This window comes from Candidatus Poriferisodalis sp., from assembly GCF_965208895.1.
Taxonomy (GTDB): domain Bacteria; phylum Actinomycetota; class Acidimicrobiia; order Acidimicrobiales; family Poriferisodalaceae; genus Poriferisodalis.
In genome coordinates, this window is record NZ_OZ242363.1 from 2,207,964 (window position 1) to 2,233,491 (window position 25,528).

Annotated in this window: 27 protein-coding genes; 12 read left to right on the forward strand and 15 right to left on the reverse strand. The window is 66.4% G+C overall.

Annotation, left to right across the window (positions count from 1 at the left end; translation table 11 throughout):
* Positions 1-70 precede the first annotated feature (70 nt).
* From ACOGJB_RS09920 to ACOGJB_RS09930, 3 genes are all read right to left on the reverse strand, one after another.
* Complete coding sequence (locus ACOGJB_RS09920) at positions 71-2,812, reverse strand: cell wall-binding repeat-containing protein (protein ID WP_419840640.1); 2,742 nt, start codon at positions 2,810-2,812, stop codon at positions 71-73.
* Positions 2,813-2,863: 51 nt separating this feature from the next.
* A complete protein-coding gene (locus ACOGJB_RS09925) occupies positions 2,864-3,598 on the reverse strand; it encodes an HNH endonuclease signature motif containing protein (protein WP_419840641.1) in 735 nt (244 codons plus the stop codon).
* A 136-nt stretch (positions 3,599-3,734) separates the two neighbouring features.
* Entirely contained in the window at positions 3,735-3,935 is a 201-nt protein-coding gene (locus ACOGJB_RS09930; protein ID WP_419840642.1) for a hypothetical protein, read from the reverse strand.
* Positions 3,936-4,302: 367 nt separating this feature from the next.
* On the opposite strand from ACOGJB_RS09930, the gene ACOGJB_RS09935 reads away from it, so the two are divergent.
* Both ACOGJB_RS09935 and ACOGJB_RS09940 read left to right on the forward strand, forming a co-directional pair.
* Complete coding sequence (locus ACOGJB_RS09935; RefSeq protein ID WP_419840643.1) at positions 4,303-4,959, forward strand: NYN domain-containing protein; 657 nt, start codon at positions 4,303-4,305, stop codon at positions 4,957-4,959.
* Positions 4,960-5,015: 56 nt separating this feature from the next.
* Positions 5,016-5,276, forward strand: coding sequence for a hypothetical protein (locus tag ACOGJB_RS09940; protein WP_419840644.1), 261 nt, complete (start codon positions 5,016-5,018; stop codon positions 5,274-5,276).
* Positions 5,277-5,291: 15 nt separating this feature from the next.
* Here the strand turns inward: ACOGJB_RS09940 and ACOGJB_RS09945 are convergent, their stop codons facing one another.
* Positions 5,292-5,855 (reverse strand): orotate phosphoribosyltransferase, encoded by a 564-nt coding sequence (locus ACOGJB_RS09945; protein ID WP_419840645.1) that lies wholly within the window; start codon positions 5,853-5,855, stop codon positions 5,292-5,294.
* A gap of 141 nt (positions 5,856-5,996) precedes the next feature.
* The gene (locus ACOGJB_RS09950) at positions 5,997-6,239 is read right to left on the reverse strand and encodes a hypothetical protein (RefSeq protein ID WP_419840646.1); all 243 of its coding nucleotides are present in this window, start codon (positions 6,237-6,239) and stop codon (positions 5,997-5,999) included.
* 379 nt (positions 6,240-6,618) lie between these two features.
* Here ACOGJB_RS09950 and ACOGJB_RS09955 point away from each other — a divergent pair, with 379 nt between their 5' ends.
* On the forward strand, positions 6,619-6,903 hold the full coding sequence (locus ACOGJB_RS09955; RefSeq protein WP_419840647.1) for a hypothetical protein: 285 nt from the start codon (positions 6,619-6,621) through the stop codon (positions 6,901-6,903).
* Positions 6,904-7,000: 97 nt separating this feature from the next.
* Here the strand turns inward: ACOGJB_RS09955 and ACOGJB_RS09960 are convergent, their stop codons facing one another.
* Positions 7,001-7,579 carry a hypothetical protein gene (locus tag ACOGJB_RS09960; protein ID WP_419840648.1) on the reverse strand — a complete coding sequence of 193 codons (579 nt, stop codon included), beginning with the start codon at positions 7,577-7,579 and terminating at the stop codon, positions 7,001-7,003.
* Positions 7,528-9,774: a cell wall-binding repeat-containing protein gene (locus ACOGJB_RS09965; protein ID WP_419840649.1), complete on the reverse strand. Its 2,247-nt coding sequence runs from the start codon at positions 9,772-9,774 to the stop codon at positions 7,528-7,530. Before ACOGJB_RS09965 ends, ACOGJB_RS09960 begins: the two co-directional genes overlap by 52 nt.
* A 431-nt stretch (positions 9,775-10,205) precedes the next feature.
* On the opposite strand from ACOGJB_RS09965, the gene ACOGJB_RS09970 reads away from it, so the two are divergent.
* From ACOGJB_RS09970 to ACOGJB_RS09980, 3 genes are all read left to right on the forward strand, one after another.
* Complete coding sequence (locus tag ACOGJB_RS09970) at positions 10,206-10,352, forward strand: hypothetical protein (RefSeq protein ID WP_419840650.1); 147 nt, start codon at positions 10,206-10,208, stop codon at positions 10,350-10,352.
* Positions 10,353-10,466: 114 nt separating this feature from the next.
* Entirely contained in the window at positions 10,467-10,811 is a 345-nt protein-coding gene (locus tag ACOGJB_RS09975) for a hypothetical protein (protein WP_419840651.1), read from the forward strand.
* 95 nt (positions 10,812-10,906) lie between these two features.
* Positions 10,907-11,815 carry an IS982 family transposase gene (locus ACOGJB_RS09980; protein ID WP_419840652.1) on the forward strand — a complete coding sequence of 303 codons (909 nt, stop codon included), beginning with the start codon at positions 10,907-10,909 and terminating at the stop codon, positions 11,813-11,815.
* Positions 11,816-11,833: 18 nt separating this feature from the next.
* Here ACOGJB_RS09980 and ACOGJB_RS09985 read toward each other — a convergent pair whose 3' ends face one another.
* Positions 11,834-12,505 carry a hypothetical protein gene (locus ACOGJB_RS09985; RefSeq protein WP_419840653.1) on the reverse strand — a complete coding sequence of 224 codons (672 nt, stop codon included), beginning with the start codon at positions 12,503-12,505 and terminating at the stop codon, positions 11,834-11,836.
* 473 nt (positions 12,506-12,978) lie between these two features.
* Here ACOGJB_RS09985 and ACOGJB_RS09990 point away from each other — a divergent pair, with 473 nt between their 5' ends.
* From ACOGJB_RS09990 to ACOGJB_RS10005, 4 genes are all read left to right on the forward strand, one after another.
* Complete coding sequence (locus tag ACOGJB_RS09990; RefSeq protein ID WP_419837000.1) at positions 12,979-13,215, forward strand: type II toxin-antitoxin system HicA family toxin; 237 nt, start codon at positions 12,979-12,981, stop codon at positions 13,213-13,215.
* 32 nt (positions 13,216-13,247) lie between these two features.
* A complete protein-coding gene (locus tag ACOGJB_RS09995) occupies positions 13,248-13,541 on the forward strand; it encodes a hypothetical protein (protein ID WP_419837001.1) in 294 nt (97 codons plus the stop codon).
* A 3-nt stretch (positions 13,542-13,544) separates the two neighbouring features.
* Entirely contained in the window at positions 13,545-13,955 is a 411-nt protein-coding gene (locus ACOGJB_RS10000; RefSeq protein WP_419837002.1) for a DUF6941 family protein, read from the forward strand.
* A gap of 250 nt (positions 13,956-14,205) precedes the next feature.
* Positions 14,206-15,918, forward strand: coding sequence for an IS1634 family transposase (locus tag ACOGJB_RS10005; protein ID WP_419837003.1), 1,713 nt, complete (start codon positions 14,206-14,208; stop codon positions 15,916-15,918).
* 193 nt (positions 15,919-16,111) lie between these two features.
* Here ACOGJB_RS10005 and ACOGJB_RS10010 read toward each other — a convergent pair whose 3' ends face one another.
* From ACOGJB_RS10010 to ACOGJB_RS10020, 3 genes are all read right to left on the reverse strand, one after another.
* Positions 16,112-16,528, reverse strand: coding sequence for a TIR domain-containing protein (locus ACOGJB_RS10010; RefSeq protein ID WP_419837004.1), 417 nt, complete (start codon positions 16,526-16,528; stop codon positions 16,112-16,114).
* Positions 16,522-16,764: a hypothetical protein gene (locus tag ACOGJB_RS10015; RefSeq protein WP_419837005.1), complete on the reverse strand. Its 243-nt coding sequence runs from the start codon at positions 16,762-16,764 to the stop codon at positions 16,522-16,524. The genes ACOGJB_RS10010 and ACOGJB_RS10015 overlap by 7 nt, the downstream gene beginning before the upstream one ends.
* A gap of 344 nt (positions 16,765-17,108) precedes the next feature.
* Complete coding sequence (locus ACOGJB_RS10020; RefSeq protein ID WP_419837006.1) at positions 17,109-18,458, reverse strand: hypothetical protein; 1,350 nt, start codon at positions 18,456-18,458, stop codon at positions 17,109-17,111.
* On the opposite strand from ACOGJB_RS10020, the gene ACOGJB_RS10025 reads away from it, so the two are divergent.
* Positions 18,433-18,639: a hypothetical protein gene (locus tag ACOGJB_RS10025; RefSeq protein WP_419837007.1), complete on the forward strand. Its 207-nt coding sequence runs from the start codon at positions 18,433-18,435 to the stop codon at positions 18,637-18,639. The genes ACOGJB_RS10020 and ACOGJB_RS10025 overlap by 26 nt on opposite strands.
* On the opposite strand, the gene ACOGJB_RS10030 is transcribed toward ACOGJB_RS10025, so the two are convergent.
* Positions 18,633-18,917: a hypothetical protein gene (locus ACOGJB_RS10030; RefSeq protein WP_419837008.1), complete on the reverse strand. Its 285-nt coding sequence runs from the start codon at positions 18,915-18,917 to the stop codon at positions 18,633-18,635. The two genes, ACOGJB_RS10025 and ACOGJB_RS10030, sit on opposite strands and share 7 nt — an antisense overlap.
* Before the next feature lie 148 nt (positions 18,918-19,065).
* Here ACOGJB_RS10030 and ACOGJB_RS10035 point away from each other — a divergent pair, with 148 nt between their 5' ends.
* The gene (locus tag ACOGJB_RS10035) at positions 19,066-19,974 is read left to right on the forward strand and encodes an IS982 family transposase (protein WP_419837009.1); all 909 of its coding nucleotides are present in this window, start codon (positions 19,066-19,068) and stop codon (positions 19,972-19,974) included.
* 10 nt (positions 19,975-19,984) lie between these two features.
* Here the strand turns inward: ACOGJB_RS10035 and ACOGJB_RS10040 are convergent, their stop codons facing one another.
* From ACOGJB_RS10040 to ACOGJB_RS10050, 3 genes are all read right to left on the reverse strand, one after another.
* Positions 19,985-20,704 carry a RelA/SpoT domain-containing protein gene (locus ACOGJB_RS10040; protein ID WP_419837010.1) on the reverse strand — a complete coding sequence of 240 codons (720 nt, stop codon included), beginning with the start codon at positions 20,702-20,704 and terminating at the stop codon, positions 19,985-19,987.
* Between the two features lie 460 nt (positions 20,705-21,164).
* Positions 21,165-23,051: a UvrD-helicase domain-containing protein gene (locus ACOGJB_RS10045; protein ID WP_419837011.1), complete on the reverse strand. Its 1,887-nt coding sequence runs from the start codon at positions 23,049-23,051 to the stop codon at positions 21,165-21,167.
* A complete protein-coding gene (locus ACOGJB_RS10050; RefSeq protein ID WP_419837012.1) occupies positions 23,044-25,035 on the reverse strand; it encodes an ATP-dependent nuclease in 1,992 nt (663 codons plus the stop codon). Before ACOGJB_RS10050 ends, ACOGJB_RS10045 begins: the two co-directional genes overlap by 8 nt.
* Between the last annotated feature and the right edge of the window lie 493 nt (positions 25,036-25,528).

Here is a 25,528-nt window from a genome sequence, read left to right on the forward strand (position 1 = left end):
GCCGGCGGTCGACGGCTGCACACGCCGATGACCGAGCGGAACCGGTCGGGCCGTCGCCGGCAACTGGCCCCTAGGGGCGGGCGTTGATGTAGGCGTCGACTCGCCACACGATGGTGTCGTCGTCGCTGCCGAACTCGTTCACCGAGATGGTGGCCATGAACCCGCCAGCCCCATAACCGTCGTCGGCCAAGCCCGCTACGGCGGCTCCCGCGAGGATTTCGGAGGGCTCATCGGGATGGGACCCGTACTCGGCGCGCATCCACGTTCCGGACCGCACCACGCTCATGCCGCGCAGCTCCCAGCGATTCGACACGAATTTGGCCTCGCCCTCGGCGATGCCCGAGACCGTCCCCGCTGGGGTCTCCACGGACCACCGAGCGTTGAACGTGTGCGGGCGTCCCGCACCGAACCCCCGGTCGATCTCCAACGAGACGAACGCCTCGCGCACCGGCTCACGGTGCGGGGGCAAGTGTGCGAACACGGCGGGGTCGCGGTTGCGGAAGGCCAACCGGGTGTCCTCGCCGGTGGACGGCGGCTCGTCGCTGGGCACCCCGCCGGTCACCGGCTCGGCGGCTTCCACGACATCGGTCAGCCGGAATCGCCGGTTGGCATTGGCTACCAGGGCCGCTGACCGTGATGTCCGCCCGTACGGCCCCACCGCCCTCAGATATGTCGACTGCGTTTGGGAGAATTCCATCGCGAGGCAGCCCGGGCTTGCCGGCTCCGGCTTGCGGCGCACCTCGTCGACGTCGGCGAGATACCAGCCCAGCACCGTCAGATCGGCTTCGAGTGCCGGCGATTCGTCGGGCGATGTCTCAGCTACCAGCCAGCGGGTGCCTGCGTAGGTCCCCCTGGGCAGGCAGATCCAGTCTCGATTGGTGACGGCCGAACTGCGATCTGTGCGGCTGATCACCCCCTTGGCGTCGGCTCGATGGAACACCGTGCCGTCGAAGGGGAGCCGGGTGGCGAACGCTCCCACGCCTCGCTTCGCGTCAGGTGCCTTCTCGATGCGATCCGGATCAGCATGATGCGGCGTCGACGCCCCCACCAGTATCGGCACTTCGGGCGCGGCACTCGGCACCAGGCCCCCGCTGACCAGCGACGAGGCCTGAGCAAGCACTTCGGAGGTGATCACCGCTTCCCCGCCGAATGCCAGCACCATGCCGGGGGCGAAGCATCGCCCCTCGTTCGCTGCCGCTGCGTATGCCCCGGCATCGTCGGCCCCCGATCCGTCGGCGTTGATCCCCCCGACGGCATGCGAGCACAGGCGTCCCACCACGAAGACGTCCCGCAGGAACTCCTCGACTGGCTCGGGCAGTTCGCCGGCCCCTGCGGGCACCAGCAGCATCGGCACTGCGGCTCGCTTGGGGCGGGGCGATGCGGCCGACAGCGCCGCTGCAGCGGGCCGTCGCGCAACCGTGATCAGACCCGGCTCGCTCGCGTCGACCGGCCCCGCGAGCCGCTCGACGGCATAGGGGATCTCGTCGGGCGACGGAGCCGAGGCGGCACCGCAGAACGCTCCAGCTCCAAGCGCATCTGGCCAGCCCTTGGCACTTGGAGACTCGTCGCTCAAGGCCACCAGGCACACTGATGACCGCGCGAAGTGGTCCCCGACGTTTGTCGGCCACCAGCCGCCAAAGATTTTGGCCATCTCGACGCTGGTCTCGTAGCGGTTGTCGCCTGCCACTCGCCGCATTTCGGCCTGGGCGATTTGAGCTGCCAGCTCGGCGACCGACTCGGGAACATGCGTGGTGTCGCCCAGCACAATCAGGTTCTCGGCGTCGAGCAAGCTGAGCGCCACGGCGGTTTCTTCGGGCAGCTCGTGGCTGCCGTCGTGCAGCAGCACCGGCACTTGCCAGAAGCTCGTCCACCAGCCCGCAGCCAAGGCGTCGAGGCCTACCGCCAGGACCACCGTGCGGCCGAGCAGTTCGCACCTGCTCGCTCGCTCTCGCCATTCCACGACCGAGTTGGCGTAGAACGCCAACACCGCATTGCCGTCGGCTGCCGAGGAATCTCTGCACCCGCTGACGCTGCGAGGGATCGAGCGGGTGCCCAGCGACTGGGCCACCACGGCGGCTGTGCCGTAGCGGGTCTCGCCGCTGACCCGGAAGACCTCGTCGTAGCCGATGGAGACGAGCTCTCGTTCGATCTCGACGGGCACCGCAGCGGGTCCGCCGACGATGATGGCTTGGCGGGCGGCGTTGCAGCCGCCCGTGCGCAGGTCCTGCGCGGCGAGCCGGGCGGCGTGGTTCAGCGAGTCGGCCCCGTCGCGGACCGAGTCGGTCAGCAGGATGGGCGCGGCGAAGGTGTCGACCCGGGCGAAGCCGCCGATGGGGTCGAACAGGGGGTCGCTGGCGGCCACGCGCCGCAGCCTGGGCTCGCTCGAGCGGCCGGTGGAATCAGACAGCGACGCGGCGGTCACTGCATCGGCGGGCACGTCGGACGCCACCACGATGATCGAACGGGGACACAGGCCGAGACCCCACCATCCGTCGGCCGAGCCCAGGCTGCGACCGGCGCCCGAGGTGGCGTCGGGAGTGTCGAAGGGGTATCCGCCCTTGCCTCGCAAGGTCAGCGACACCGCCAGCGCCGTCTGGTGGCGGTCGGGGCCCCACATGCGCACTGCGTTCGGCCACGCCTCCAGCTCAGGCGCCGCCAGGAACGACCGCGGCCACTGACGGGGCGAGATCGGCCCGTCCGACACAGCGCTCTGGCTGCCAACGTTCGGCACAGCCAGCAGCGACGCCGCCGTCAGTGCCGCAGCCAGCGCAGCCACCCATCGAGCTCGCATGCGCGGCTGGGTTGCGTTCATCAGGCGACAGTCTGTCGTAACGCGGCCTCAACCCCAGCGCGCATCACGAGCTCACGGCGGACCGCGGCCGACTGCGGTGGAGGATCTGGGGGTCTTGCCATCCAGTCTCGACGGCTCGCCGGTGCTGTGGCTGTCTGAACCTGCACGGCTACGGGGTCCATCGGTGCGTTTCTGAGCGCTCCAGTGCCCGGAGGCCGGGTCTCGGCAGAGGCGCTGGCCGCCCTTGTGCAGGCTGTTGTGGCAGACGTTGCACAACGCAGCGAGATTCGGGATATCGGTGGTGCCGTGGTCGGCATCCCACTCGTCGATGTGGTGGTACTTGCATCGATGCATCGGAGCCCCGCACAACACGCAACCGCGGTCGCGAATGGCAACAGCGAGCTGCTGAGCGACACTCGCTAGGCGGCGGCTGCGTCCCAGCCACAGCGGCTGGCCCGACCCGCCGAACAGCGCACCGGTAATGCGAGTGTCCGGCGAGAGATCATCCAAAATCGACTTGGGTACGGGCCCCGCCCCGAGAACGTCGCAACGCCCGTCAGGGGCCGTGCCGTCGATGACGCCGATGTCGGCCACGATGACCAGCTGATTCGGCGCTTGGCTCGGCATCCACCGGTTGACCAATCGGCCATCGCGACCGGCGCCGTCGTCGCACCCGCACATCCCGCCAGGCCCACTGCCGAAATCTACGACATTGCCAGCGCCAGCGAGCAGGGCATCAGGCACCGAGCTGGGAGCAGCTGCCGCCGGGTCTCGAAAGACGTCGAACGCTCGCCATCCTGCCAGCATCTCGAAGACGCTGTCGGCGAGGGACCGGACCGTAACCCCCTGGCTGGAGGCCCCGGCGACATCAACAGTGACACTCGGATTTTTTGTGTATCCGGCTGTGGTGGTGTTCATCGAATGTGGGCGGGGACAGGACCGCTCATCCCCAACCCGCCCTTCCCCGCAGCACCGCCAGCTCCACGGCCTGCTCGACCACCGTGCGCCCCAGCCGCTCCACCTCCGCCCGCAAAGCCGCCGCCTCTGACGCCTCGGCCCGCGACAGGCGAGGCCGCCCCGGACGCGACGACCCCAAAGCCGCGATCGCTCCGTCGCGGGCCACAGCCCGCAAACGAGAGATCACCGAACCTGTCGCGCGAAGTCAGACGCAACACACAAGCGATCGCCTACCTCGCCAGAAAAGCCGGCGAACCCAAGACCCGACGCGAAGCCCGACGAGCCCACAAACGCCAACTCGCCAACCGCGTCATCCGCCGAACGTGGCATGACGAACAGACCCGAAACCAGCCCCTCGCGCTCGTCGCTTGACATGGGAGCGTCCGACAGACCCACACTGCGCTTGCGGGATGCAGAGATGCCCCCCGTTGACACGGGGGCATCTCTCGCTCCTGGCGGTCACCCGCGCAGGACAGCTCTGGCTGACATCATACAGCGGGCCTGTGTTGAGCGGCCTGCGGCATTCGGTTCGGCATCCCCAGAGGCAGGTGAGCATGGTCGCACGAGCAGCGGCGTTCGTCGACGGCTTGAACCTGTACCACGGGCTGCGCGACGCAGCGCTATTGAAGTACCGCTGGCTCGACGTCGACGGCATGGCCGACTCGCTGGCCGCAGATGCCGGCGGGCCGCTCGGGGTGTCCTTGGACGTCACCCGTGTCGTGTACTGCACGAGCCCGGTCGCGGACAAAGGGGCTGCCCGTCGCCAGGACATCTACCTCCAAGCGCTGCAGCAGCATTGCTCCCGTGTCGAGATCCGACGCGGAACATACGAGGAGAAAACACGCGAGTGTGCTCGCTGCGGCGCCCGCGTCGGGTTTCAAACCGAGAAGCAAACCGATGTGAATCTCGCTGTCGAGATGATGCTGGAGGCCGCAAAGCCTGTGGGGCACAGGGCTGAAGTGCATCTGCTCATCACCGACGACACAGACCTGCTGCCAGCGGTTCGCGCAGCCCGGTCCCGCGGAATCGAGGTTGTGGCAATCGCGCCGCCGGCCCGCGCGCGTGCACGAGGAGCCTTGGCGGGCTCCACTGGTGGTTGCGAGCCTCACATCGACCCGGACGACGGGCGGTGTGGCACAGCACCAGTTGTCGCGTCCAATGGGCAAAGTGGACTCGACAAGACCGCTTTCGCCGGTGGCTATTGCACCTGATCCCAGTCGGCGGCGTCACGACGTACGAGGAAGACGGCACGCATCAGCAGCGGCCGATGACCTCTGACCAGCATGTGGAAGTCATCTTCGATACCGAACCCGACGACAACCTGACCAGATGGCAGCACCGTCAACGCCGCATCCAACGCCATGCGCTCGGTATCTCGACGCATCCCAAAGCGCCTACCTGGGGCCATCTCGCTTCACGATTCTCGCTGTTGTCGTGGGAAGGGGTCGTGCGGCTACGTCGGCTTCTGCTGTGGCTCGCCCCATTCCTGGCGACTGTCTACGTTGTGCTCGATCTTCTGCTGGACTGACTCGCCCCTACAGCGTCAAACAGGCTCGATGTCGAGATCGTTGTAGGTGACGACCGCGAAGTACGGCACGCCATGTCCAGCGAACCGGGGGGCCGCGTGGTCTCCGCGATCCACCAACGTCACCGCTGCCACCACGGTCGCTTCGACGCTGCGCACAGCGTCGAATGCTTGCATGATCGACCCGCCTTTGGTTACCACATCGTCCACTAGCAGCACGCGGCTGCGCTTGTCGATACGGGTGCCTTCGATGAGACGCTTCGCGCCATGTGCCTTAGGCTGCTTGCGGACAGCGAACCAGCCCACGCTGGCGCGCATAGCTATCGCGGCCGCAATGTGGTCTGCGCCGAGGGTCAGCCCGCCGACAGCATCGAAGTCGATGCCGCCGATCGCGTTGAGCACAGCAGCGGCAGCGTTGTCAAGCTCGGGACCGGACGCCAAAGCTCGCTTCACGTCGATGTAATCGTTCGACTCGGCCCCTGATGCGAGCACGACCGGCTCCGGCAGTCGGTCCAACCCGTCGCGTTCTATGGTGTCTCGAAGGCGGGCAGCCGAAGGGGTGAGCAGTGCGTCCATCGGCATAGTCGTGGCCAAAGGGTACCGCCCGTTGGTTGGCTTGTTGGCGATGGTGGTCAACGTCAGCGCCGCTCACGCACCGTCGTGTTCGGGTTCCGCTTCGCGTGCCCCGCTTCGACGAATCGGCCCGTCTTCGCGGACCGATGGCTATACACGGGCGAATTCTTCTTGCTCATGCTGGTGTCCCTGTGTGTGCCTGTTGCCGCCACGAGTTTCGCGCAACGGGTATACGCCCTCGCGGATGCTCAGCCGATGCCAGGAATCGGAATGGGTGTCACAGTCCTGCTGGTAGCGCCACTCGTCGGGCTTGCGGGGCGGACTCGACATGAGCGCCGCGGCGACGTTCTCGGGAGTGTCCGGAATCGGTTCGGGCAACGGCTCGCGGGTCACAGAGGCACGGTACCACGGGGCCTGCGGGGCGCTACCTGCGCGGGTGGTTCCCTCCCGGTCGGGAGTCGGATCAATTGCCATCAACACCGTCAGCCAACGGGAGGGAACCTTGCAGGTTCCAACTCCCGACACGAAAGGCCGAGTGTCTCTGTTGGGGTTGCCGGGGCTCCCAGCCAGGGGGCTGCGGTCCGGTCCTGCGCTCGGCGATGACTCCACAATCTTTTGGCCTTGTGCCTGTTGTCTGACCTGTCGCGTCGAGCGTGGGACCCGCAGGAGCGCTCCTGTCCAGTAGGGAGCCTGACTGTGGCGACTCGGCTGTGACGAAACGCCCCTGCCGTTCGGGGACCCACCGGAGTTTCACTTCCAGCAGGAGCACCCCATGACAGAGCCAGTCGGAGGAATCGACCCCCACCAAGACACCTTCACCGACCGGTCCACGCCGGCCTCCGCGGCCGCCTGGGCCTGGGCGGCCTGCCCGGCGAGCATCCTCACCCACAAGTCGTACTTCTGCTCTGCTGTGAGCAGCCTCCTCGGTTTGCGGTCCTGCGAACTCATCAGCCGCGGCCTCCTGAACAAAGACCGCCAACCCTGCCCGATGCTGCTTGAAAAAACTCAGGACCTGTCGCGCGAAGTCAGACGCAACACACTCGGCATCATCGGATAACCCACCCGCGCCCGCAGCCAGCCCGCCACCCCAACCCGACCCCACGCGCCCACCAGCCAAACCCGCCCTCACACAACCCCACTAACCGACCAGACTCCTAGGAGTGTGCCTTGACGCTGCTGGTGACCGAGATGCGGTTCTGCGAGGAGCCGTTGAGGTCCTCATCGACTCGGTCCTGGGCTGTGTCGACCACGTCGGTCGTGCCCGGTGCTGGGGCGTCAGCGGCGTAGCCGGTCGCGACCCCTACGTCGGCGGTGATCTCCGCGTACGCCGGAGGCCCGGTGATGGCTGCTGCGCCGTCGTGGCCTGCTGTGGTCTGCACGAGATCGCGTGCCGTCTGCAGGTATCGCACCTGCGATGTCTCGAACTCATAGCGCACCGACCGCGTCGGGGCTGTGCCGGTACCGATGGCGGGCAGCGCCGGGCTGTCAGCGTTCAGATCCGCATAGATCGTCAAACCGCCGCCAGCAGGCGTGTTGTCGCCGCCGGTCGCGGCGGTCTGCACCCGGGTGTTCCCGTCAGTCACGGACTCAGCCGCGTTGGGCCGCGTGCGGACCCTGGTGGCCGCCAAGACGTCCTCGAGCAACTGCGGATCGCGGACCACGTCAACGAACGCGTTGAACTTCACCTCGATGGCGAGCTGGGTGCGACCGGAGTCGCTGAAGCCCGCAGCCACGTTGCGAGCCGTGACCAGGCCCAGCACAGCACTGGCCGCATTGTTGGTAGCCGCCAAAGAGCAGCTGGTGAACCCGCCGAGAACAGCGCCGCGAACTTGTCGTCGCCGTTGAGCGCCGCGATCAGATCGCCCAAGGTGGCTGTGGCGGGGCCGTTGTTGAACCGCACCGTCACGCGCTTGCCCTTGGGGTCGACGCTCACGCCGATGTCCAGCGGCTTGTCGGCGCTGTAGGTGCTGGCCCGGTCGAACACCATCGACCAGCCGTTGCCCGCAGCGCCCGCAGCGTCGCCGTCGCCCTTCGCGCGAATCGTGATCCCAGCGCCGGTACCGCCGACACCGGCCACAGAACCGGTCGGAACCGTCCATGTGGCGTGCGCAGTGTGCTTCAGGTCGCTCATCAGCACCTGGTTGATGCGCGGGCTGGCCTGCGCGCGGATCGCCGAACCCGACGTCCCGGCACTCTGGTTGCCCGAGCCGTCCTCGACCGCGCCCGGGTCGACGATCAGCCGATCACCAGGCCTCAGCGGACGGCTCACAGTCGCCACCGCCGCAGATGCACCCGGTTCATGAGCCACGCTCACCGCAGGCGCGGGGCTCGTGCCGCCGGGCCCGCCGACGATGCGCACCTCATCATTGGCGAGCAGTGCAGTGCCCGCCAAGGCGACGTTGTCGCCAAACGCGATCTCGAACGTCGACCTCGCCGTCGCAGCGCCCGCGATGCCCACGATCGAGATCGTCGGCCGCACACGGTCCCGCGCGGGAGCAGTCACCGTCGCGGTCGCGGACCCGAAGGAACGCTGATCCGCCGACGTGCCCAGCTTGATCGACGACCCGTCTACCGAGATCACATCGCCCGCGCTCAGCGTCTGGCCCAAAGTGACATCGATCCGGCTCTGGTCGCACACACTGCCGGCGTTCCCCGCAGCGTTGACCACAACCGCCGCGATGCCGTTGACCTCGACGACATCCCTGACCCGATCCACATTGTCGGTCGCAGTCACAGCATCGCTGAAACACAGCGACAACACCGGCCCCGTCGCCGGGGAAGCCGTCGCGGAGATCGCGGTCGCCGTGCCCGCAGTCGCCGTATCGGGCCGCACCGGGTCGTCCGCGTTGATCGCGCCGTCCCGGCTGGTATCAGTCGCGGCGCCGATCCGCACGGTCAGCGCATCAGTGGAGGAAGCCGCATCGGGCGCAGCCTCCATGGTGGCCTCGCTGACCGCGGCAGTGCCGCCCACAGCGACAACGCCCAGGTTCAGCCGGTCGGCGCCGATGTTCCGCGGCGTCGCGGCAAGACAGCCGCGCACCCAAGCCGGCAGAGTGTCGCCCACCACCAGCGGAGTCACCAGATAACCGCCGGCAAGGCTCGACGCCAACACCGCAGCAGCGACCACGCCATCAGGGTTGCCGCGCACCAAAGCCACCCGATCACTGGACACCAGACCGAGGTCGTCGCCGCAGCCGTCGTTCGCGAGCCCAGCCAGCGCGACCGACACTGCCGCAGCAGAATCGCCCTCCACACGGGCCACGGTGTCCACGCCCAACGTCGTCAGCGCAGACGCCACATCCGCTGACACAGCGCCGGTACCACCGACGATCTGCACATGCTCAATGTCGTTGGCGGTGATGTACTCCGCAGTCGCGTCGGACAGCTCATCACCAGCAGTCATCAAAACAGGCAGCTGCAGCCGATACGCGACCGTCTGGGCCGCGACACCGAACGGCATCATGTCAGTAGCGCCGTTGATCAGCACCGCGCTCGCCGCATCGGTATCGCACCACGACGACACAGCATCGATCATCGACGCGATCGCCGCGGCAGTCGCATAGCGGTCATCACCCGCGATGCGGGTCACCGTCGGCTCAGAGGACAGACCCTCAATCGCCGTCACCGTCGCGTCGCTCACCGCAGCAGTGCCGCCCAACACATACACCGTGCCGACACCGTAATCCTCGATGAAATCGGCAACGCCGCCGTGCAAGCTGCCCGTAGCGGTCAGCAGGATCGGGGCGTCCACGTAGCCAGCAAGGCCGGCCACCGAGATGGAGTCGACGAGGGGTCTCGCCGGACGACGCGAACGCTGCCGGCACAGTGCCGAGGCCGCCCTTCGACACAGCGAAGTTCTTCGCCAGCCGCAACGCCGTGTCATAACGATCCTGACCCGCGAACTCACGGACCGCCGCCGTGGCCGCATTGCTGTCGTGATCGATCTTCACCTCAAAAGAAGTGTTCGCAGCCTGGGCCGGCGACGCCGCCACAACCGCAAGCACCGACGCCGCGAGCACCGACACCACAAGCATCGCCGCGAGCGAACGCCTGCCACGCCGCTTCGTTCGAACAGTCAACGTTCCTTTTCTCCTTGTTCGGCTCCTTTCGGTGCGACTTCGGGGCCTGACGGCACCCTCAACTGCCGCTCATGAGGGACCGAGATCGTGCTGGCCCCACGTTCGACGCGGCCGATCTGGCGACACGCAACTGTGATTTCGCTAGGGTTGTTCTCAAGGAAAGGGCTTGGTCACCGCAATGGCATTGAGCACCGTTTTCGCCGATCCGCTGAAGCCAATTTCGCCTGCTGGCGAGCAGTCATCTGACGACACCCGTGAGCGGCATGTCAAGACAGTGTTCGTGAGCACCCTGCCTGACGACTACGACCCCGAGATCGCAGACGCCTTCGCTCGCCTCGGTCACGAATACGATGACATTGCAGCGCGTCTTTCCGAAGGGGACCCGGCTTTTGAAGCCCACGTTCCCGGCAGCGGCGCCGAGCGCTGAACCCCGCTCAGCGGGCGTATTCGAGTGCTCCTCGTCGATGACCACTTGGCGCGGGTTGCTCTCAGCGCGGCAGCGCCGCTCCAGTGGCAAGGCCGAGTTCCGAGCGTCACGTGGGTGTTCTACATGCGGCTCGCCGCGGCAACGCTCGGCAGCAACGCATCGGGTCAACACAGCAGGCACAGAACCCCGGCGCTGATCGACGCGGTCAAGCAGCCGCATCCCCGGCTCCTGCGCATCCTGGACTCTCGCGGCCGCATCGAGCTGATCGCGGACTGCAGCAGCCGCCCAGGCATCAGCCTTGCAGCAGCCGAGCTGCTCGCAGCCGCGATCGACTCCATCGGCGACATGCATGTCGCCGAACGCAACCTCACCGATGCCTGGCGCGAGTGCCTGCGGGACTCAGGCGTGAGCGTGACCACCTACAGCGCGAACGAGCTGAAATCGGCCCGCCCCTCCTAGATGGTTAGTTCCAAGGGGTGGGGTCCACCGCTGGTGGGGTGAGGGTGTCCAAGCTCGGGGTGTGTATTCACGCTTTGAGCTTGGAGGTTCTCAGCATGGGCCCGGACTTGGACACCCTCGCGACTGCACTGTATGTGAGGATCGACGACCTGTTGGCCGACAATCCCGACTGGGCGCCTTGGCGGCCCAAGGTGGGGTTCGCGCCGAGGCTGTCGGATGCGGAGCTGGTCACCTTGGCGGTGATCTCGGCGCTGCTGGGATATGACAATGAGTCGCAGTTCATGCGCTACGCCCATGAGCATCTGGGGCCGTGGTTCCCGTACCTGCCCGACCGCGCCGGCTACAACAAGCGGCTGCGGCGCAGCGCCGAGATGATCGCCGGTGTGATGGGATGCCTCGCACGCGAATGCGACTCATGGCACGACGACGTGTGGCTGGCCGACTCCACCCCTATCGAGTGCGGCCGAAGCCGCGAGACCCAAAAACGCTCGAACCTCGCAGGATGGGCCGAATACGGGTACTGCGCGTCGCATTCGCGGTACTTCTGGGGCCTGCGGCTGCACCTGGTCGCCACCCCCGCAGGACTGCCGATCGCCTACGCGGTGGCCGGCGCGAAAGCCGACGAACGCGAAGTCTGCGCCGACATGATCGCCACCGCCCAGATCGCCCGAGCAGGCCAGACCCTCATCGCCGACAACCGCCACCGCTCCGAAACGTTCGAAACCGACCTCAAAGACACCGGCATCACCCTCATACGGCCCGCCACCCGCACAGAAGCCCCGCGGCCCGGCGCCAGGTTCCTGCGGCCCTGGCGCCAGATCATCGAATCGATCAACCGGGCCCTCAAAGGCCAACCCGCCCTCGAGCGCCACAAAGCACGCACCCGCACCGGCGTCGCAGCACGCATCGCCACCCGCCTGCTCGCCCTCACCGCCGCCATCTGGCACAACCAGACCACCCGACGGCCCGGCCCCGCACGCTCACTCATCGCCTACGACCACTAACCCCTTGGAACTAACCATCTAGCTCGACGCGCTGGACACAGAGATCCGTCGCTGCGAGGCACCGTTGCGGGACTCGTCGGCTGGCTCGTTCGGGGCGTCGCTTGCGTACCCGACGGCTACCTCGTCGACGTTGCCCCGCGCTTGGTCCCCGGCCGCGTCGGCGTCGGCGTCACCCGTTGCCTCGGCGCCGGCCAGGATGGTCACCAGGTCGCGTGCGGCGGGCAGACGGTCCAGCACCGTGGCTGTCCCTTCGTAGCGCACCTTTTGGACCGGTCCGGTCACATCAGCCGGGGAGGCGAGGTCGAGCCCGCCCCCAGCCTCGGTCCCTACGGAGCCGGCGGGAGCAAGGCGGTTGCCCGAAGCGTCGTTGGTGAGCTTCGAGCGTCTCGCTGCCGCGGCCAAGATGTCCTCGAGCAGCTCGTTGTGCACTACAGACGCGATGCAGGCGTTGAAGCTCGCCTCGATCGCGAACTGGGTGCGGCCGGCGTTCGTCGCGGTCCCCGACGCGCCCCGGCCCCCGACCGTGCGCACCAGCGGAGTGGCCAGCGACGCAGTGCAGTCAGCGATTCTCGCGGCGAACCTCGAGTCGAAATCGGCGTTGCCGCGCAATGCGGCCAGCAGAACCGCAGTCGTGGCAGGGCCGTTCACCCAGCGCACCGTCACCTGCTTGGCGCGGGTGACGACGCGCACGTCGATGTGGGTCGCCTTCGACGCTCATGTCGCCCGCCATGTCAGTGATCTGGCCGGGCTTGACCGTCAGCCGGTCACCGACCTCCCGGTCGCGGCCGATCGTCACCGTCACCGCAGCCGACTTGGCGCCGGCAGTCACCGACGGCACCGCAGCAGAACCGATGACGTCGCGCAGCTTCCCCAGCAAGGCATCGTTCGCTGCGTCGCCCGAAGAACCCGCAGCATCGATGTCATCACCGAAACACAGCGAGACATGACTGCCGGACCGCACCGGGCCATCAGCATCGGCCATGCCGTCACCGTTCGTGTCGCCCTCTTCCGCACCAGCGGTGGAAGGATCATCGCCGGCCGCGATGCTCACTGACAACGCACCCGCCCACGACACCGCACCAAGCTCGGCGCTCAACGCGGCCTCGCTGACGCATTGGGGCTGAGGCGGCCCGTACCCGCAGAGCGCAGATAGCTTTTCGGCTGTGAGTTCGGGGAGCCACTGGCCTGCCCTCCAAGCGCGGGAAGTCCTGAGCATGCTTCACAAAATCGGCTACACTGAGGTTCGGCGCAAGGGCTCGCATCGCAAGCTCGTCGCTGCCGGGCGCTTGCCCATAGGCTTCGCGTACCACGACAGCCACGATGTTCCGCCCCACCAGTTGAAGCGGATGCTGGTTGACCTGGCAGGGTTGACACCAACCGAGATCGCAAACCTACTATGACCATTATGGGCACAATCCCAGCGGGGGAACGAATGACTGAAGCGCGGGTGTACCCGAATCTGGAGGAAGGGCCTCGCTGGTGCGCCGAGGACGACCGCGGTTTCACCGGCGCAGCAGATCGTCTCCAAGCCTTGGTTGCCACAATCCAAGAATGGGCAACCGAGGAAGGCTTCGCCGACGAACTCACGATCCGTCTCGTGGCCCCGGCTGAGCCACAGACCGAACCTCGCATCGAGATTGAACAAAATGGGCACCTGCCGACCACAGCCGGTCTCCCATCCGTGACCCAGGTCGGCACTTCTCTCAAGACTTTCGCCGCCGCCTAGCCGATGATCGTACGGGTCGCCGCCCTGTGCGACTTCGCGCAGGTACGAGAACGGATGCTGACCATAGCTTCAGCGGGTGTCACGCGTGCTTTGCGTGCAGACTTCCCAGCCCCCATGGGTGTCATGCTCGCGCTCATGCTGGAACTGTCCGCTGCCGAAGCCAAACTGCCGCACGAAATCGTGGCACGCGTCGAAGACAGCGACGGCCAGCAACTCGCAGAAGCCATGGCCGCGTTCCAAATCGGCGAAATCCTTGACCTGGACCCCGGCGAAATGCTCCTCATCCCCACAGTGCTCGATCTGCGCGAAGTCGCACTGCCGAAACCGGGTCGTTACCAAGTCGTCGTCATCCCCGAGGCATCCGAAGAAATCGCTCTCGCGTTCCGCGCCGACTACCCCCCAGACACCGACTAGCCCCGAGAGCCGCCGGGCATCCACTAGCCCTGATTATTCATGAGAATGCCGCGAGTCGTCTTTTGGGCTTGCCGGTTGGCCTGATTTGTGGTTTTCGGGCTGTCGGGCCCGAATTTGGCGCCTTGGGGCGGTTTTTGATGGGTGTCAGGTCTGTGACCTGCGGTTTTGTGTTCTGCGGGGTGTTTCGTGATGGAAATGTAGGGGCGACACATTGCCGTCTTCGGCGGCGTTTGCGTGCTATGGTGTGGGCATGTTCGTGAAGACGACGCGGCGTCGCAGGGGCGACAAGACGTACGAGTACCTGTCGTTGGCGGAATCGGTGCGCGAGGGCGCGAAGACCCGTCATCGGACGCTGCTGCGCCTCGGCGAGGTCACCGAGCTGCGCCGCTCGGGCCGGCTGGACCGCATCGTCGCGGCACTGGCGAAGCATCTCGAGGCCGAGGAGGCCGAACGCGTCGATGTGTCCGCGCTGGAATCCGACGGGGCGCCCGCGGCGGGCGGCGTCGCGTGCGCCGCGGCGCTGTGGCAGCGACTGGGCCTCGACGGCTGGTTCGCGGCTGCCGGCGCGGAGCGCGACGCGGACCGGTTCGCCGACGCGGTGTTCGCGATGGCCGCGAACCGTCTGGCGGCGCCGTGCTCCAAACGGCGTCTATTCGAGTGGGCCCAGGCCGATGCGGTGATGCCCGAGGGCTGGCAGGCGCCGTCGCCGTGGCAGTACTACCGGGCCTTGGACGCTGTCGCGGATCTCAAGGAGGGCACCGAGGAGTTCTTGTTCGCCCGGCTGTGCGACCTGACCAGCATGGACCTGAGATTCGTCTGCTACGACCTGACCTCCACCTATCTCGAAGGCACGACCGCGCCCTCGGAGCGGTTCGAGTCCAAACGGTTCGGCTATTCCCGTGACCATCGCGGCGACCGGCCCCAGGTCGTGATCGGGCTGCTGTGCACCGGCGACGGGATCCCGATCGCGCATCACGTGTTCGCCGGCAACACCTCCGACGCGTCCACCCTCGCGGGCGTGCTCGCCGATCTCGCCGAACGGTTCGCTGCGGGGCGGATCTGCGTCGTCGCCGACAGGGGCCTGATCTCCGCCGGCAACGTCGCCGCTGTCGCCGAGGCCGGCTGCGACCACGTTTTGGCCACCCGCCTGCACCGAGACAAAGCCTGCCAGGAGGCCCTCGAGACCATCGACGACACCACCGAATGGGCCGACGCGGCCGGCTTGAGGCGCCGCGCCGCCGAAGCGACCCTCGCCGACGGCACCCGCGCGGTGATCGTCGAGTCCGACGCCCGAACGAGACGCGACACCAAACGAACAGCCGAGCCCCTCGCCCGAACAGAAACCGCGCTGCTCGCCCTCGAAGAACGCGTCCGCGCCGGACGGCTCACCGACCCCGCGAAGACCGGACGCGCCGCCCAGCGCATCATCGGCCCAAGCGGCGTCGCCCGCCTGTTCGACCTCGACATCGGCCCCGGACGATTCGTGTACCACTACGACCCCGACGCCCACGCCTACGAAAAGCTGCTCGCGGGCCGCTACGTGCTCACCACCAGCCTCACCACCGACCAAGCTTCGACACAGCGCGTGGCGGCCGCGTACCGCCAGCTCGCCGACGTCGAAGCCCGCTTCCGCACCCTCAAAGACTTCCTGCGGCTGCGCCCCATCCGGCACTGGACCGAACAACGCGTCAGAGGCCACATCGCAGTGTGCGTCTACGCCGCCGTCATCGAGACCCTCATCACACGCGACCTGCAAACCGCCGGAATCGCAGACCCCGACGTGGGCGGCCAGCACCTCACCGCCGCCCGCGCCCTGCGAGAGCTCGACCGCATCCGCGAAGTCCGCCTCCACGCAGACCACAAGCCGGTCACCCTCACCACCCGCCGCAGCGCCTTGCAGACAGCGATCCTCGCCGCCACCCGCACCCCCACCCGCCACTGGGACAAAGCCCGCACCGGCTGACACACCACCCCAGCCGACACGATGTAGTGGAAACACCCATCCGCCGCGCCCCCGCTGACCAGCACAAACACAAAACACGCGCCAAATTCGGGCCAGACGGCCATCGAAAAGTGGGTTCCAAGCTTGTTCGCGTCCGTCTACGCAGCCGGCTTCGTCGCGCTCGCGTTCTTCGGCTGACAGCGCGCGTCGCAGGTCACGGCGACAGAGTGCGTATCCCCTGAACGATCGAGTTCGTGTTCCAGCCGACGACACGGCCGGCAGCTTGTCGCACAACCGCTGACGTCCGTTCCGATGCCCAAGGCTGCACCGCAAGGATTGGCTTCGGGTGCCGGAAACCGTGCTGCGCCAGCGCAATCTCTTCGTTTATCCACTTGCTGTAGGTCGCGTACACACCGGCGATGATGACAACCACATGGCAGGGTGACATCTGCCTCTTGATTGCGGCACGAAGCAGTTGCTGGTTCGGGGCATCGTGGATCGGATCGTCTCGCGGAACCGAGTAGTTCTTGAACTGGAAGTACGAAGCCTCGCTCAACAGGCCGCACAGACGCTCATAGGCGTCCCCGAAGTCCCAAGAATGGCTGATGAAGAGGTTGCGAGTCTTCACCACGGGTGAGTCTCCTTGCTGGAATTGAAGTCCGCCGAGACGAACAGGAACACACGGCCGATCAACGCCACCATCACTGCGACCAGCGCGGGCACCAGCAGCGAACGCCGCTGCGCGCCTGCCTGTGCCCGCGGCGCCTCGGACACGCCGGGAGTGCCCTGCCCAAACGGCGAGACTCCCGGCCCGTTGGGGCCGGTCTCGGTCTCGGCACTGCCGGCCACAGATGCGATGGTACTCACAGCCGCTCCCACGCCCAGCACGCGCTCCCCAGCGGCACCCGCCCAGACACCGCAGAGGCAGCGTCGAGCGGCGCCCAAACCGTTTTCGGAGCCCTGGTCGAACCTTCCCTCGACGCTGCGGATGGGTCACTTCTGGAGACTGCACGCGTCGGGTGACACATCAATCGGCGGCGCTGCGGGTCACCCCCAAGCCCGGCGGGCAGTTCCTCGCGGGACGGAATGAGCTAGCGGAGCCCCGGACGCGAGGAGCCCCGGGGCATCTGCCCCGGGGCTCTTTCGCTGTCAGCCTTTTGTCGTTCAGGCGGCGGTGCCGTCTGTTCGGCTCGGGCCGGGTGTGCAGCGGCTCAGCTGGTTGCCGCGATCCTTGGCTTGACGCTGCTGCTCACGGTGATGCGCGGCTGTGAGGCGCCGTTCTTGTCCTCGTCGACTCTGTCCTGGGCTCCGGAGTTGTCGATGGTCGTCGCGTTGAGCCTGGTCGGCGCGTCGGGGGCGTAGCCGGTCGCGACCGGGGTCACCGCAGTGATTGCCGGGTGCGCCGCATTGCCAGCGGAGGCATCGGCCGCGATGGCTGTGGCGCCTGTGTGGCCTGCGGCGATGTCGACGAGGTCGCGGGCCTGGGGCATGTGCGCCGTCGAGGATGCTTCCATCTGGTAGCGCACCGTCGTGCCGGGCGCCCTGCCGACGATCGACGAAGCATCGCCGACCGAAGCGATGCCCAGCAGGGTCCGCAGCTCGCTCACGGAGTCCGCGGCCTCGTCCGCGCGGTTGCGGGCGACCGTGCGAGCCAGGATGTCCGCGAGCAGCTCGTCAGCGCTGACAGTGGCGATGAAGCCGCTGAACCGCACCTCGATCGCGAACTGGGTCCGCCCGATGCCCGCAGTGGCTTCGGTGCCGGCCGCGTCGACGAAGCCGGCGACCGCGTCGCGGACGTCGGCCGCGGTCGAGGGCTCCAGCGGAGTCGTCGCCACGGCATCGCAGCCGGTGTTGGCCGTGAACCGCGCGTCGAAGTCGGCGTTCGCGGTCAAAGCAGCGAGCAGGCTGCCCACGGTGACAGGGCCGTTGTCGAACCGCACCGTCACCGTCTTGCCCTTGGTGTCGACGCGCACGTCGATGTCAGCAGCCTTCGCGGCGCTGTAGGTGCTCGGCGTGTCGAACACCATGCTCCACGCGTTGCCCGCGGCGCCCGCAGCGTCGCCGCTGCCCTTGGCCGTGATGAAGATCTCGTGATCGCCGGGCGTGTCGCTTGGGAAGAACGCTGTCGGCACCGACCATCTGGTCTGGGCGCTGTGCAGCGGGCTGCTCATCAGCACCGAGACCGCACGCGGGCTTTTCTGCTCCGCGATCGCCCGACCCGCCGCGGGAGCGTTCGCGTTCGCAGAGGTGTTGACCACAGCGCCCGAGTTGAGCCTCAAACGGTCACCGGCCACCACAACGTTCGCTTCCACGCCGGTGCCGCCCGCACCCGCGTCGCGGGACACAGCCACAGCCCACGTCGCCGCCTTGACCGGATCGCCGTCACCATCGACAAGAGAGCTCGGCGGTGTGATGGCGCCCCGCGTCGCGGCGCCCCTGCCCGAATTGAACACCAAGTCGCCCGACTCGATCACCCTCGAAGCAGCAATCCCGCGATCATCACTCACCCTGATCTGGAACGTCCCCTCGTTGGCGATGCCGATGATCTTGACCGTCGGCATCGTCGTGTCCGCCGGCGCCGCGACCACCCTCTCAGACGCGACCGCAGCAGCGCCCCACATCGTCACTGAAGCACAGCGAGAAGGCCATGGCAGGCCGAATCGCATCGACGTGGTCGGTCTTGCCGACTTTGTTGCCATCCGTGAATCCAGCGGGCACTGCCCGCCAGGAAGCGGTCAGTAGTGCTGCTTGGGGGACGAGTCCATCCCCAGGTCGGTGCACAGGTGTCCGAGGGCGTCGACTGTGTCTTCGAAGTAGTTGGAATGGGTGACCCTGATGGCGTCCAACGAGTCTGCACCCAAGAGGACGACCTCCACGCGGGGATTGGCCCGATATTGCTCTTCGCGTTCGCCGTAAGCCCTGAGCGCTTGAGCGGTATCGCTGTATTCCTCCAAGCTGAGCTGCTTGCGGGCGTCGTGATCAAAGGCGATAAGGAACTCAGTTGTCCTAGACGCTCCCATCAGCCCTCCTCAGAATCTTCAGCTTCGCGATTCGACTGGACTGCGAATCCTAGATGGTTAGTTCCAAGGGGTGGGGTCCACCGCTGGTGGGGTGAGGGTGTCCAAGCTCGGGGTGTGTATTCACGCTTTGAGCTTGGAGGTTCTCAGCATGGGCCCGGACTTGGACACCCTCGCGACTGCACTGTATGTGAGGATCGACGACCTGTTGGCCGACAATCCCGACTGGGCGCCTTGGCGGCCCAAGGTGGGGTTCGCGCCGAGGCTGTCGGATGCGGAGCTGGTCACCTTGGCGGTGATCTCGGCGCTGCTGGGATATGACAATGAGTCGCAGTTCATGCGCTACGCCCATGAGCATCTGGGGCCGTGGTTCCCGTACCTGCCCGACCGCGCCGGCTACAACAAGCGGCTGCGGCGCAGCGCCGAGATGATCGCCGGTGTGATGGGATGCCTCGCACGCGAATGCGACTCATGGCACGACGACGTGTGGCTGGCCGACTCCACCCCTATCGAGTGCGGCCGAAGCCGCGAGACCCAAAAACGCTCGAACCTCGCAGGATGGGCCGAATACGGGTACTGCGCGTCGCATTCGCGGTACTTCTGGGGCCTGCGGCTGCACCTGGTCGCCACCCCCGCAGGACTGCCGATCGCCTACGCGGTGGCCGACGCGAAAGCCGACGAACGCGAAGTCTGCGCCGACATGATCGCCACCGCCCAGATCGCCCGAGCGGGCCAGACCCTCATCGCCGACAACCGCCACCGCTCCGAAACGTTCGAAACCGGCCTCAAAGACACCGGCATCACCCTCATACGGCCCGCCACCCGCACAGAAGCCCCGCGGCCCGGCGCCAGGTTCCTGCGGCCCTGGCGCCAGATCATCGAATCGATCAACCGGGCCCTCAAAGGCCAACCCGCCCTCGAACGCCACAAAGCACGCACCCGCACCGGCGTCGCAGCACGCATCGCCACCCGCCTGCTCGCCCTCACCGCCGCCATCTGGCACAACCAGACCACCCGACGGCCCGGCCCCGCACGCTCACTCATCGCCTACGACCACTAACCCCTTGGAACTAACCATCTAGAGCGGAAACCGCAGCCAGCCGAGTGAGGGCATCGAGAAGATCCTCAGACGGCGCCTGACCGTGCTCCCGAATCGAGAGAAGCTCGCCCAGGTTCCGCAATTGATCGTGGACCTCCTCGGGTCCATCGCCGCTCTTGAAATCGATTCCAGTCCTGCTGGTCAGGTCTTCCACGATCTTGGCCCAGCCGTCCTGCTCTCTCGTGCGCAGCTGAACCTCGATGCGGCGCCGGTGGTACCTCGTATAGATGTGAATCGCCCGATACCCCGACTTTTGGGGCTGCGTCACGTAGTCCCGGACCCTGTCCGCTTGGTTGTTGCGTTCGAGGCTGTTCGCGCAGAAGCGGGCGACAACTCGCCGGACCTCATCTTGGCTGGCGAGCACCGCCCGGCAGCCTCCGATGTCCTGCATTGTCGACAGATCCATCGTCGGCAGCCGCCTGAGCTTGTCCTCAATCGTCGGCAGCCGCTTCAGCCGACGAGAAAGGTCGACCTCGAGGCCCTCGAGCGCCAAGCACGACCGCAACCCCATGTAAGCAGCGTCGAGAGGTGCCGCGTGCGCAGACCGGTAGGCCTCTACCACCGCGCGCGCGTGCTGGACTTGCGTCCGCGAAGGCAACGGCTCCTGGGCGGACAGCGCCCGACGCAGCACCTCGCCCGCCCGTCGCACATCCCCCAGCGAACCGAACGCGGCAGGAGTTCCTTCATCCATGTGGCCGGGCAGACTAATTCGCGTCAAGGTGGGAACGATCCGAGTTACGAAATCCGCGTGTTCTCGCGAACGCCTTCCGGGAACCCGTGCAGGAAACCGCATCCGCTGATAGGGCTTGAGGACCAGCCGCGCGATCCAGCGGCGCAATCAGAGATCCTCTCGCACCCAGATATAGCCGCGAACAGGATCAGACCGCTGAGCGACTGCCGCGCCGGCCGCCTCCTCGCCATGGCGGCGACGCTGAACCCTTCGACAAACTCGTCGGAACGCGAATGCTTCAGTCCAGCGGGTCCAGCGCGAACGAGCCCCGGGGGCGAGACCCCGGGGCTCCTTCGTTGTTGATCGTCACCGATCAGACCCACCTGGGAGGCGGATGTCGCCAAGACTGTTGGCACCGCGATGATCGAGAGCGTGCTGCGATCTCCTTCGCGAAGCTCCCCGGCTGATGCGAACATCGGGGTCAAGGGTGCACGGTCACGACTTCGGCCTCGGAGAGGAGATCGTAGAGCGGCTTGATATTTTCGCGTCCGCCGCGCGCTTCGCAGTAGGTGAAGATTGTGCGTTGTTCTGCGCGTGAGAGCCCGACGAAGAAGGTCCGCGCCGCCTCGTCTGGGTCTTGGCTGAAGGACCACCACTGGTTGTCGTCGAGTCCGAGGAAGATGACAGTGTGGTATTCGAGGCCCTTGCTCTTGTGGATCGTCATGAGCGGCACCGCCCCGCGGCCTTCGGCTCGGTCGCACAGGTCATTCCAGCTGCCGCAGCTCTCGCTCACGTCGCGGAGTCTTGCAGTGAGCGCGTCGATCGTGGCTTGGAGATAGCCCGGCTGGCGATGAGTGGGGAACGCCGATCGGATCGCCGGGACGCCTAGGTATTCGATTACAGCGTTGACGGCGTGCTGGATGGCCGCTGCGCTGGGCGGGTTGGCGAGCATCCATCGTCGCAGGCCGGCTATGAAGTCCTCGAGCGAACGATGCGACGGTGGGACCGTGTCGTCGTCCGCCGAGTGCTCGTGTATCCGGGTGACGAGGTCGCAGACTCGTGTCCAGGCGTCGCCGTTGCCGCCGGGGGTGGCAGCGAGCCGCAAGATGTCGAGCGTTCTCATGGCGAGTTCGTCCGCCAGCAGGTCCTGGAGGCGTAGCTCGCCGACGGCGCCGTCGTCGTTGCGCAATCGGATTCCGTGACGGGCGAGTTCTTCCTCGAGGAGTGGCTGGAGATCCGCTGTCTTCTGACGTGCGAGAAGTACGTAGCGGTCGGGGGAGCGGCCTGACTTGGCTGCGTCGTTCTTGATCCAGTGGGCGACGTATTGCGCTTCGCCGCGAGTGTCGGTGAAGTGCCAGATCTCAAGTGGGTTGCCTTGGACGGTCGCTGTGACTCGGGACGCTGCTGGCCTGGCGTCGGTGTCGAAGGCCTTGGCCACGACATGGTGTGCGCTCGTCATCGCGGGCGTTGATCGGAGGTTCCAGTTGAGCTCGAACCGAGCCGCGGCGAAGTCGGCCTTGAACTTCTTGAACGCGTTGCCGCGCGCGCCGGCCCAGCCCATGATGCGTTGCTTGCTGTCACCGACCGCGGTCACCACCGTCCGTCCGGACCCGAAGACTGAGCGCAGGAATGAGTATTGGGCGAAGGTCGTGTCTTGGAACTCGTCGATGAAGACGTACGGATAGGTCAACAGCAGGGCGCGGTGAATGGCCGGTTTGTCTCTGACCAAGAGTTCTGCCAGGCGGTTGAGCATCACGAAGTCGACTTGTTGCGGATTGTCGGACCGATAGCGGCGCTTCCACCAATCCAGCGAAGCCAGCTCGCGAGCGTTGCACGGATTCTGCTCGCCGGCGCGCAGCTTGTGGGTGCCGACGATCTGGTTGACGAAGCTGTCGCGTGGAAGCGCCGCTATCTCGGCTGCCCAGTCGGGGTGCCTGGCGGCCAGTCCTTCAAGGTGCGAGGAGATCTCGGATCGGCGCGGGTAGCTCACCTGGTAGTCGTCGCGTAATGTCCACGGCTCGGGCAGCGCAGCGCGGAAGCGGTCGACCAGCCCCTTGGTAAACGCGTCGAACGTCGATGAGTCGAATCGGTGGATCGAATCCGGTGTGCGTGCGCGCACTCGGTCGCCGAGATTCCGGGCGGCGTCACGCTTAAAGGAGATCGCCAGAATGCTGTGGGGAGGTGGGCACGCCCTGGTTTGGAACAGGTAGTCGGCTCGCTGAGCGAGGAACTCGGTCTTGCCGGCGCCCGGACCCGCCACCACGAACGACGATCCCTCATAACGCAGAGCGTCCCATGCGCTTGGCTCGAGCTGGCTGACCCCGGTCGGCTTCCAGTCGGTCGGCTCGACACGTCTCACCTCAGCCACCGACCGCTTCGCGGATGAGCGATACGACCTTCCTCAGCTCCTTGGGCATGTCGGCACATAACGTTTCGTCGTCGAGTCTTTGCAGTGCCCGCAAGTGCGTGGTCGGCTTCGAGCGGCCGAGGAACAGATAGCGGTACCACCGCATCTCCTCGCCCCACTCGATGTCCTGTTCGGATGACTCGTAGAAGTCAGCACTTCCGTTCGCCCCGAGAACGGCATCGAAAGCCGGCGTCGCTTGCGGCCCGGTCTGGTCTCCCTCGGTCTGCTTGTACGCGTCGGGGAATGCGTTCAGCATGCTCATGTCCAGGTCGAGCGGCGAGCAGAACACCGCACCCTCTTCTTGGAGGGCCGCGACTACAGCCTCGAAGTCGTCTTCGCCGAGGTCCCCGAGGGTCTCGGCATTCTCGAATCGGTCAAGACCGTCGAGCACCTGGATGCCGACCGCTTCAAATTCGCGGCACGTCGTTTGAATCCGTCCCGCGCCGCCGCCCGACCGGCCACGGTCGAGGTCCAGAAGCGTCACATGGGGGATCCCCAGTCCGCGCAGGAGCCTCCAGAAATGGCCGACGTGGCGCCCGCCGAGGGGTACCACTGCTACGAAGGATTGGTCGATCGAGGTGCCCGTAGCCTGAGCCAGCCTCGGTATGACGACCCGTTCGGAACTTCCTTCGCCTAAGACGACGAACTTGGCGAAGTACAGCTCCGGGTATGCCTGCACTGCTTCACGAACGTAGGTCGCCGCGGCATCGGCGCTGGCAGGCAGCTTGAGACAGTTGACCTCGGCCGTGAGGGATCCTGCATCGAGCCGGAAGTGGCGCACAGCGCGCGGATCGACTCGACCCAGAACGCTCGATGACTGGCTCGAGACCAGCGCTTGCGCCCGCGCGCCTGCGCCGATGTCGAGCATCTGGGAAACGATGCGCGACAAGAAGTAAGGCGAGAGACTGTTCTCGGGCTCCTCCACGACGAGCAAGGTGAGGGATGGCAACTGCACAGTGTCGGCGTTGAACTCCGCCACATGGCCGCCGGAGGCGATCTTGCTCTCGATGTCGATCGTCGCAGCGGTCAGCGCAATGTGCAGTAGCGAGCGCTGACCGTCGCTGAGCTGGTCCGCGGTCCGCTCGCGGCCGGATTCACTCGGACTGAATACCAACTGAGACTTGCCGACGAGTTGTGCGAGATCGCGATCCATCGGGCGAAACGTCGGCTGGGCATCGAACTCTCCGCGGTGCAAGTGTTTCCAACGTTCGCTTAGCGCTCCTTCGACCACCTTCACGACGGGCTCAGCGCGGAATCGATCGCTGACCTTGGCGGCGGCTTTGTCGACGGCGGCCCGGAACTTCTTGGTCCACTGTCCTGCTTGCCACAGCCGGGATTTCAGGAACGCTGTGAGATGGCGCGCACCGTCGCGAGAGGCCGGCACATAGACCATCTGTATCCGACTCCGATCCATTGGCCGCAGCGGACTGCAGTCATCGTCGCCATAGCTACTGTCCAATGTGCGGATCGCCCGCAACGTCTCGGTCACAGTCCCGTCCACTGAGCCGTCATTGGTCCATTCGGCGTCGAGGCGGAATCTGCACTTCAGTTTCCCTTCCTCGTTCGCCGCCATCTGCCTAAAGAACTCCGCCACGTTCGCCGACTCTCCCCCGAGGGGATCGGGTTCAGTGACTCCGTCCACCCCCTCGCCAGCACCTGCTGCATCGCCGACTCCGCCGAGCTCAGGGAACGCAATCACCGCCTCAATCCACAGCTTCCTCGTCACCGTCGGCTCGGCTTCGTCAATCGGAACGTGAAAGTCGTCGCGCACTACCTGACGCTCGGCGCGAGAAACCCCGAACATGCGGCCGAGCGCAGCGAACACGGCGGTCTTGCCCGTGCCGTTGGCGCCAACGAAAGCAGTAAGCGCCGCATCGAGCTCAATGGTGGTCGCATCGACTGCGAAACAGCGAAAATTCGAAAGCGTGACTCGTTCAATGTGCATGCGACGGGTCCCCATTCTCCCGACAGCGCAGCAGACGAGCCTATGCGTCGGGCCGCAGTCCCCAACCGAGCAGGTCCGCGGACCCGGCAGACGCGCAGCGGATGGCCCCGATTGCCGACATGGCTGCACTAACCCTGACTATTCATGAGAGTTCGGTAGGCCCGTCGGAAAGTGCTCGGACCTTCGGATTCTTGTGGGATGCGGGCGGGCGGAGTTGTGTGGGTCTGCGGAGGTTGCCCTCTGGCCGGCGATGAGACTGCCGATCAACTGGGCTGGCCGGCCCCGCAGGCTTGCGCACGGAGCATGCCCGTGAGAACGAGACAGGCGAGTTCAGCTTCTCGTGGCCCTACGGCTAGCACGGAGCATGCCCGTGAGAACGAGACCCTCGAGAAACTGGACGATCTGCGGGCACGCCGAAGCGGTGACGCGAGGGAGCCCCGGGGCGGGTGCCCCAGGACTCCTGTCAGTCTGGCTTTTGCCGGTCGGGCGGCGG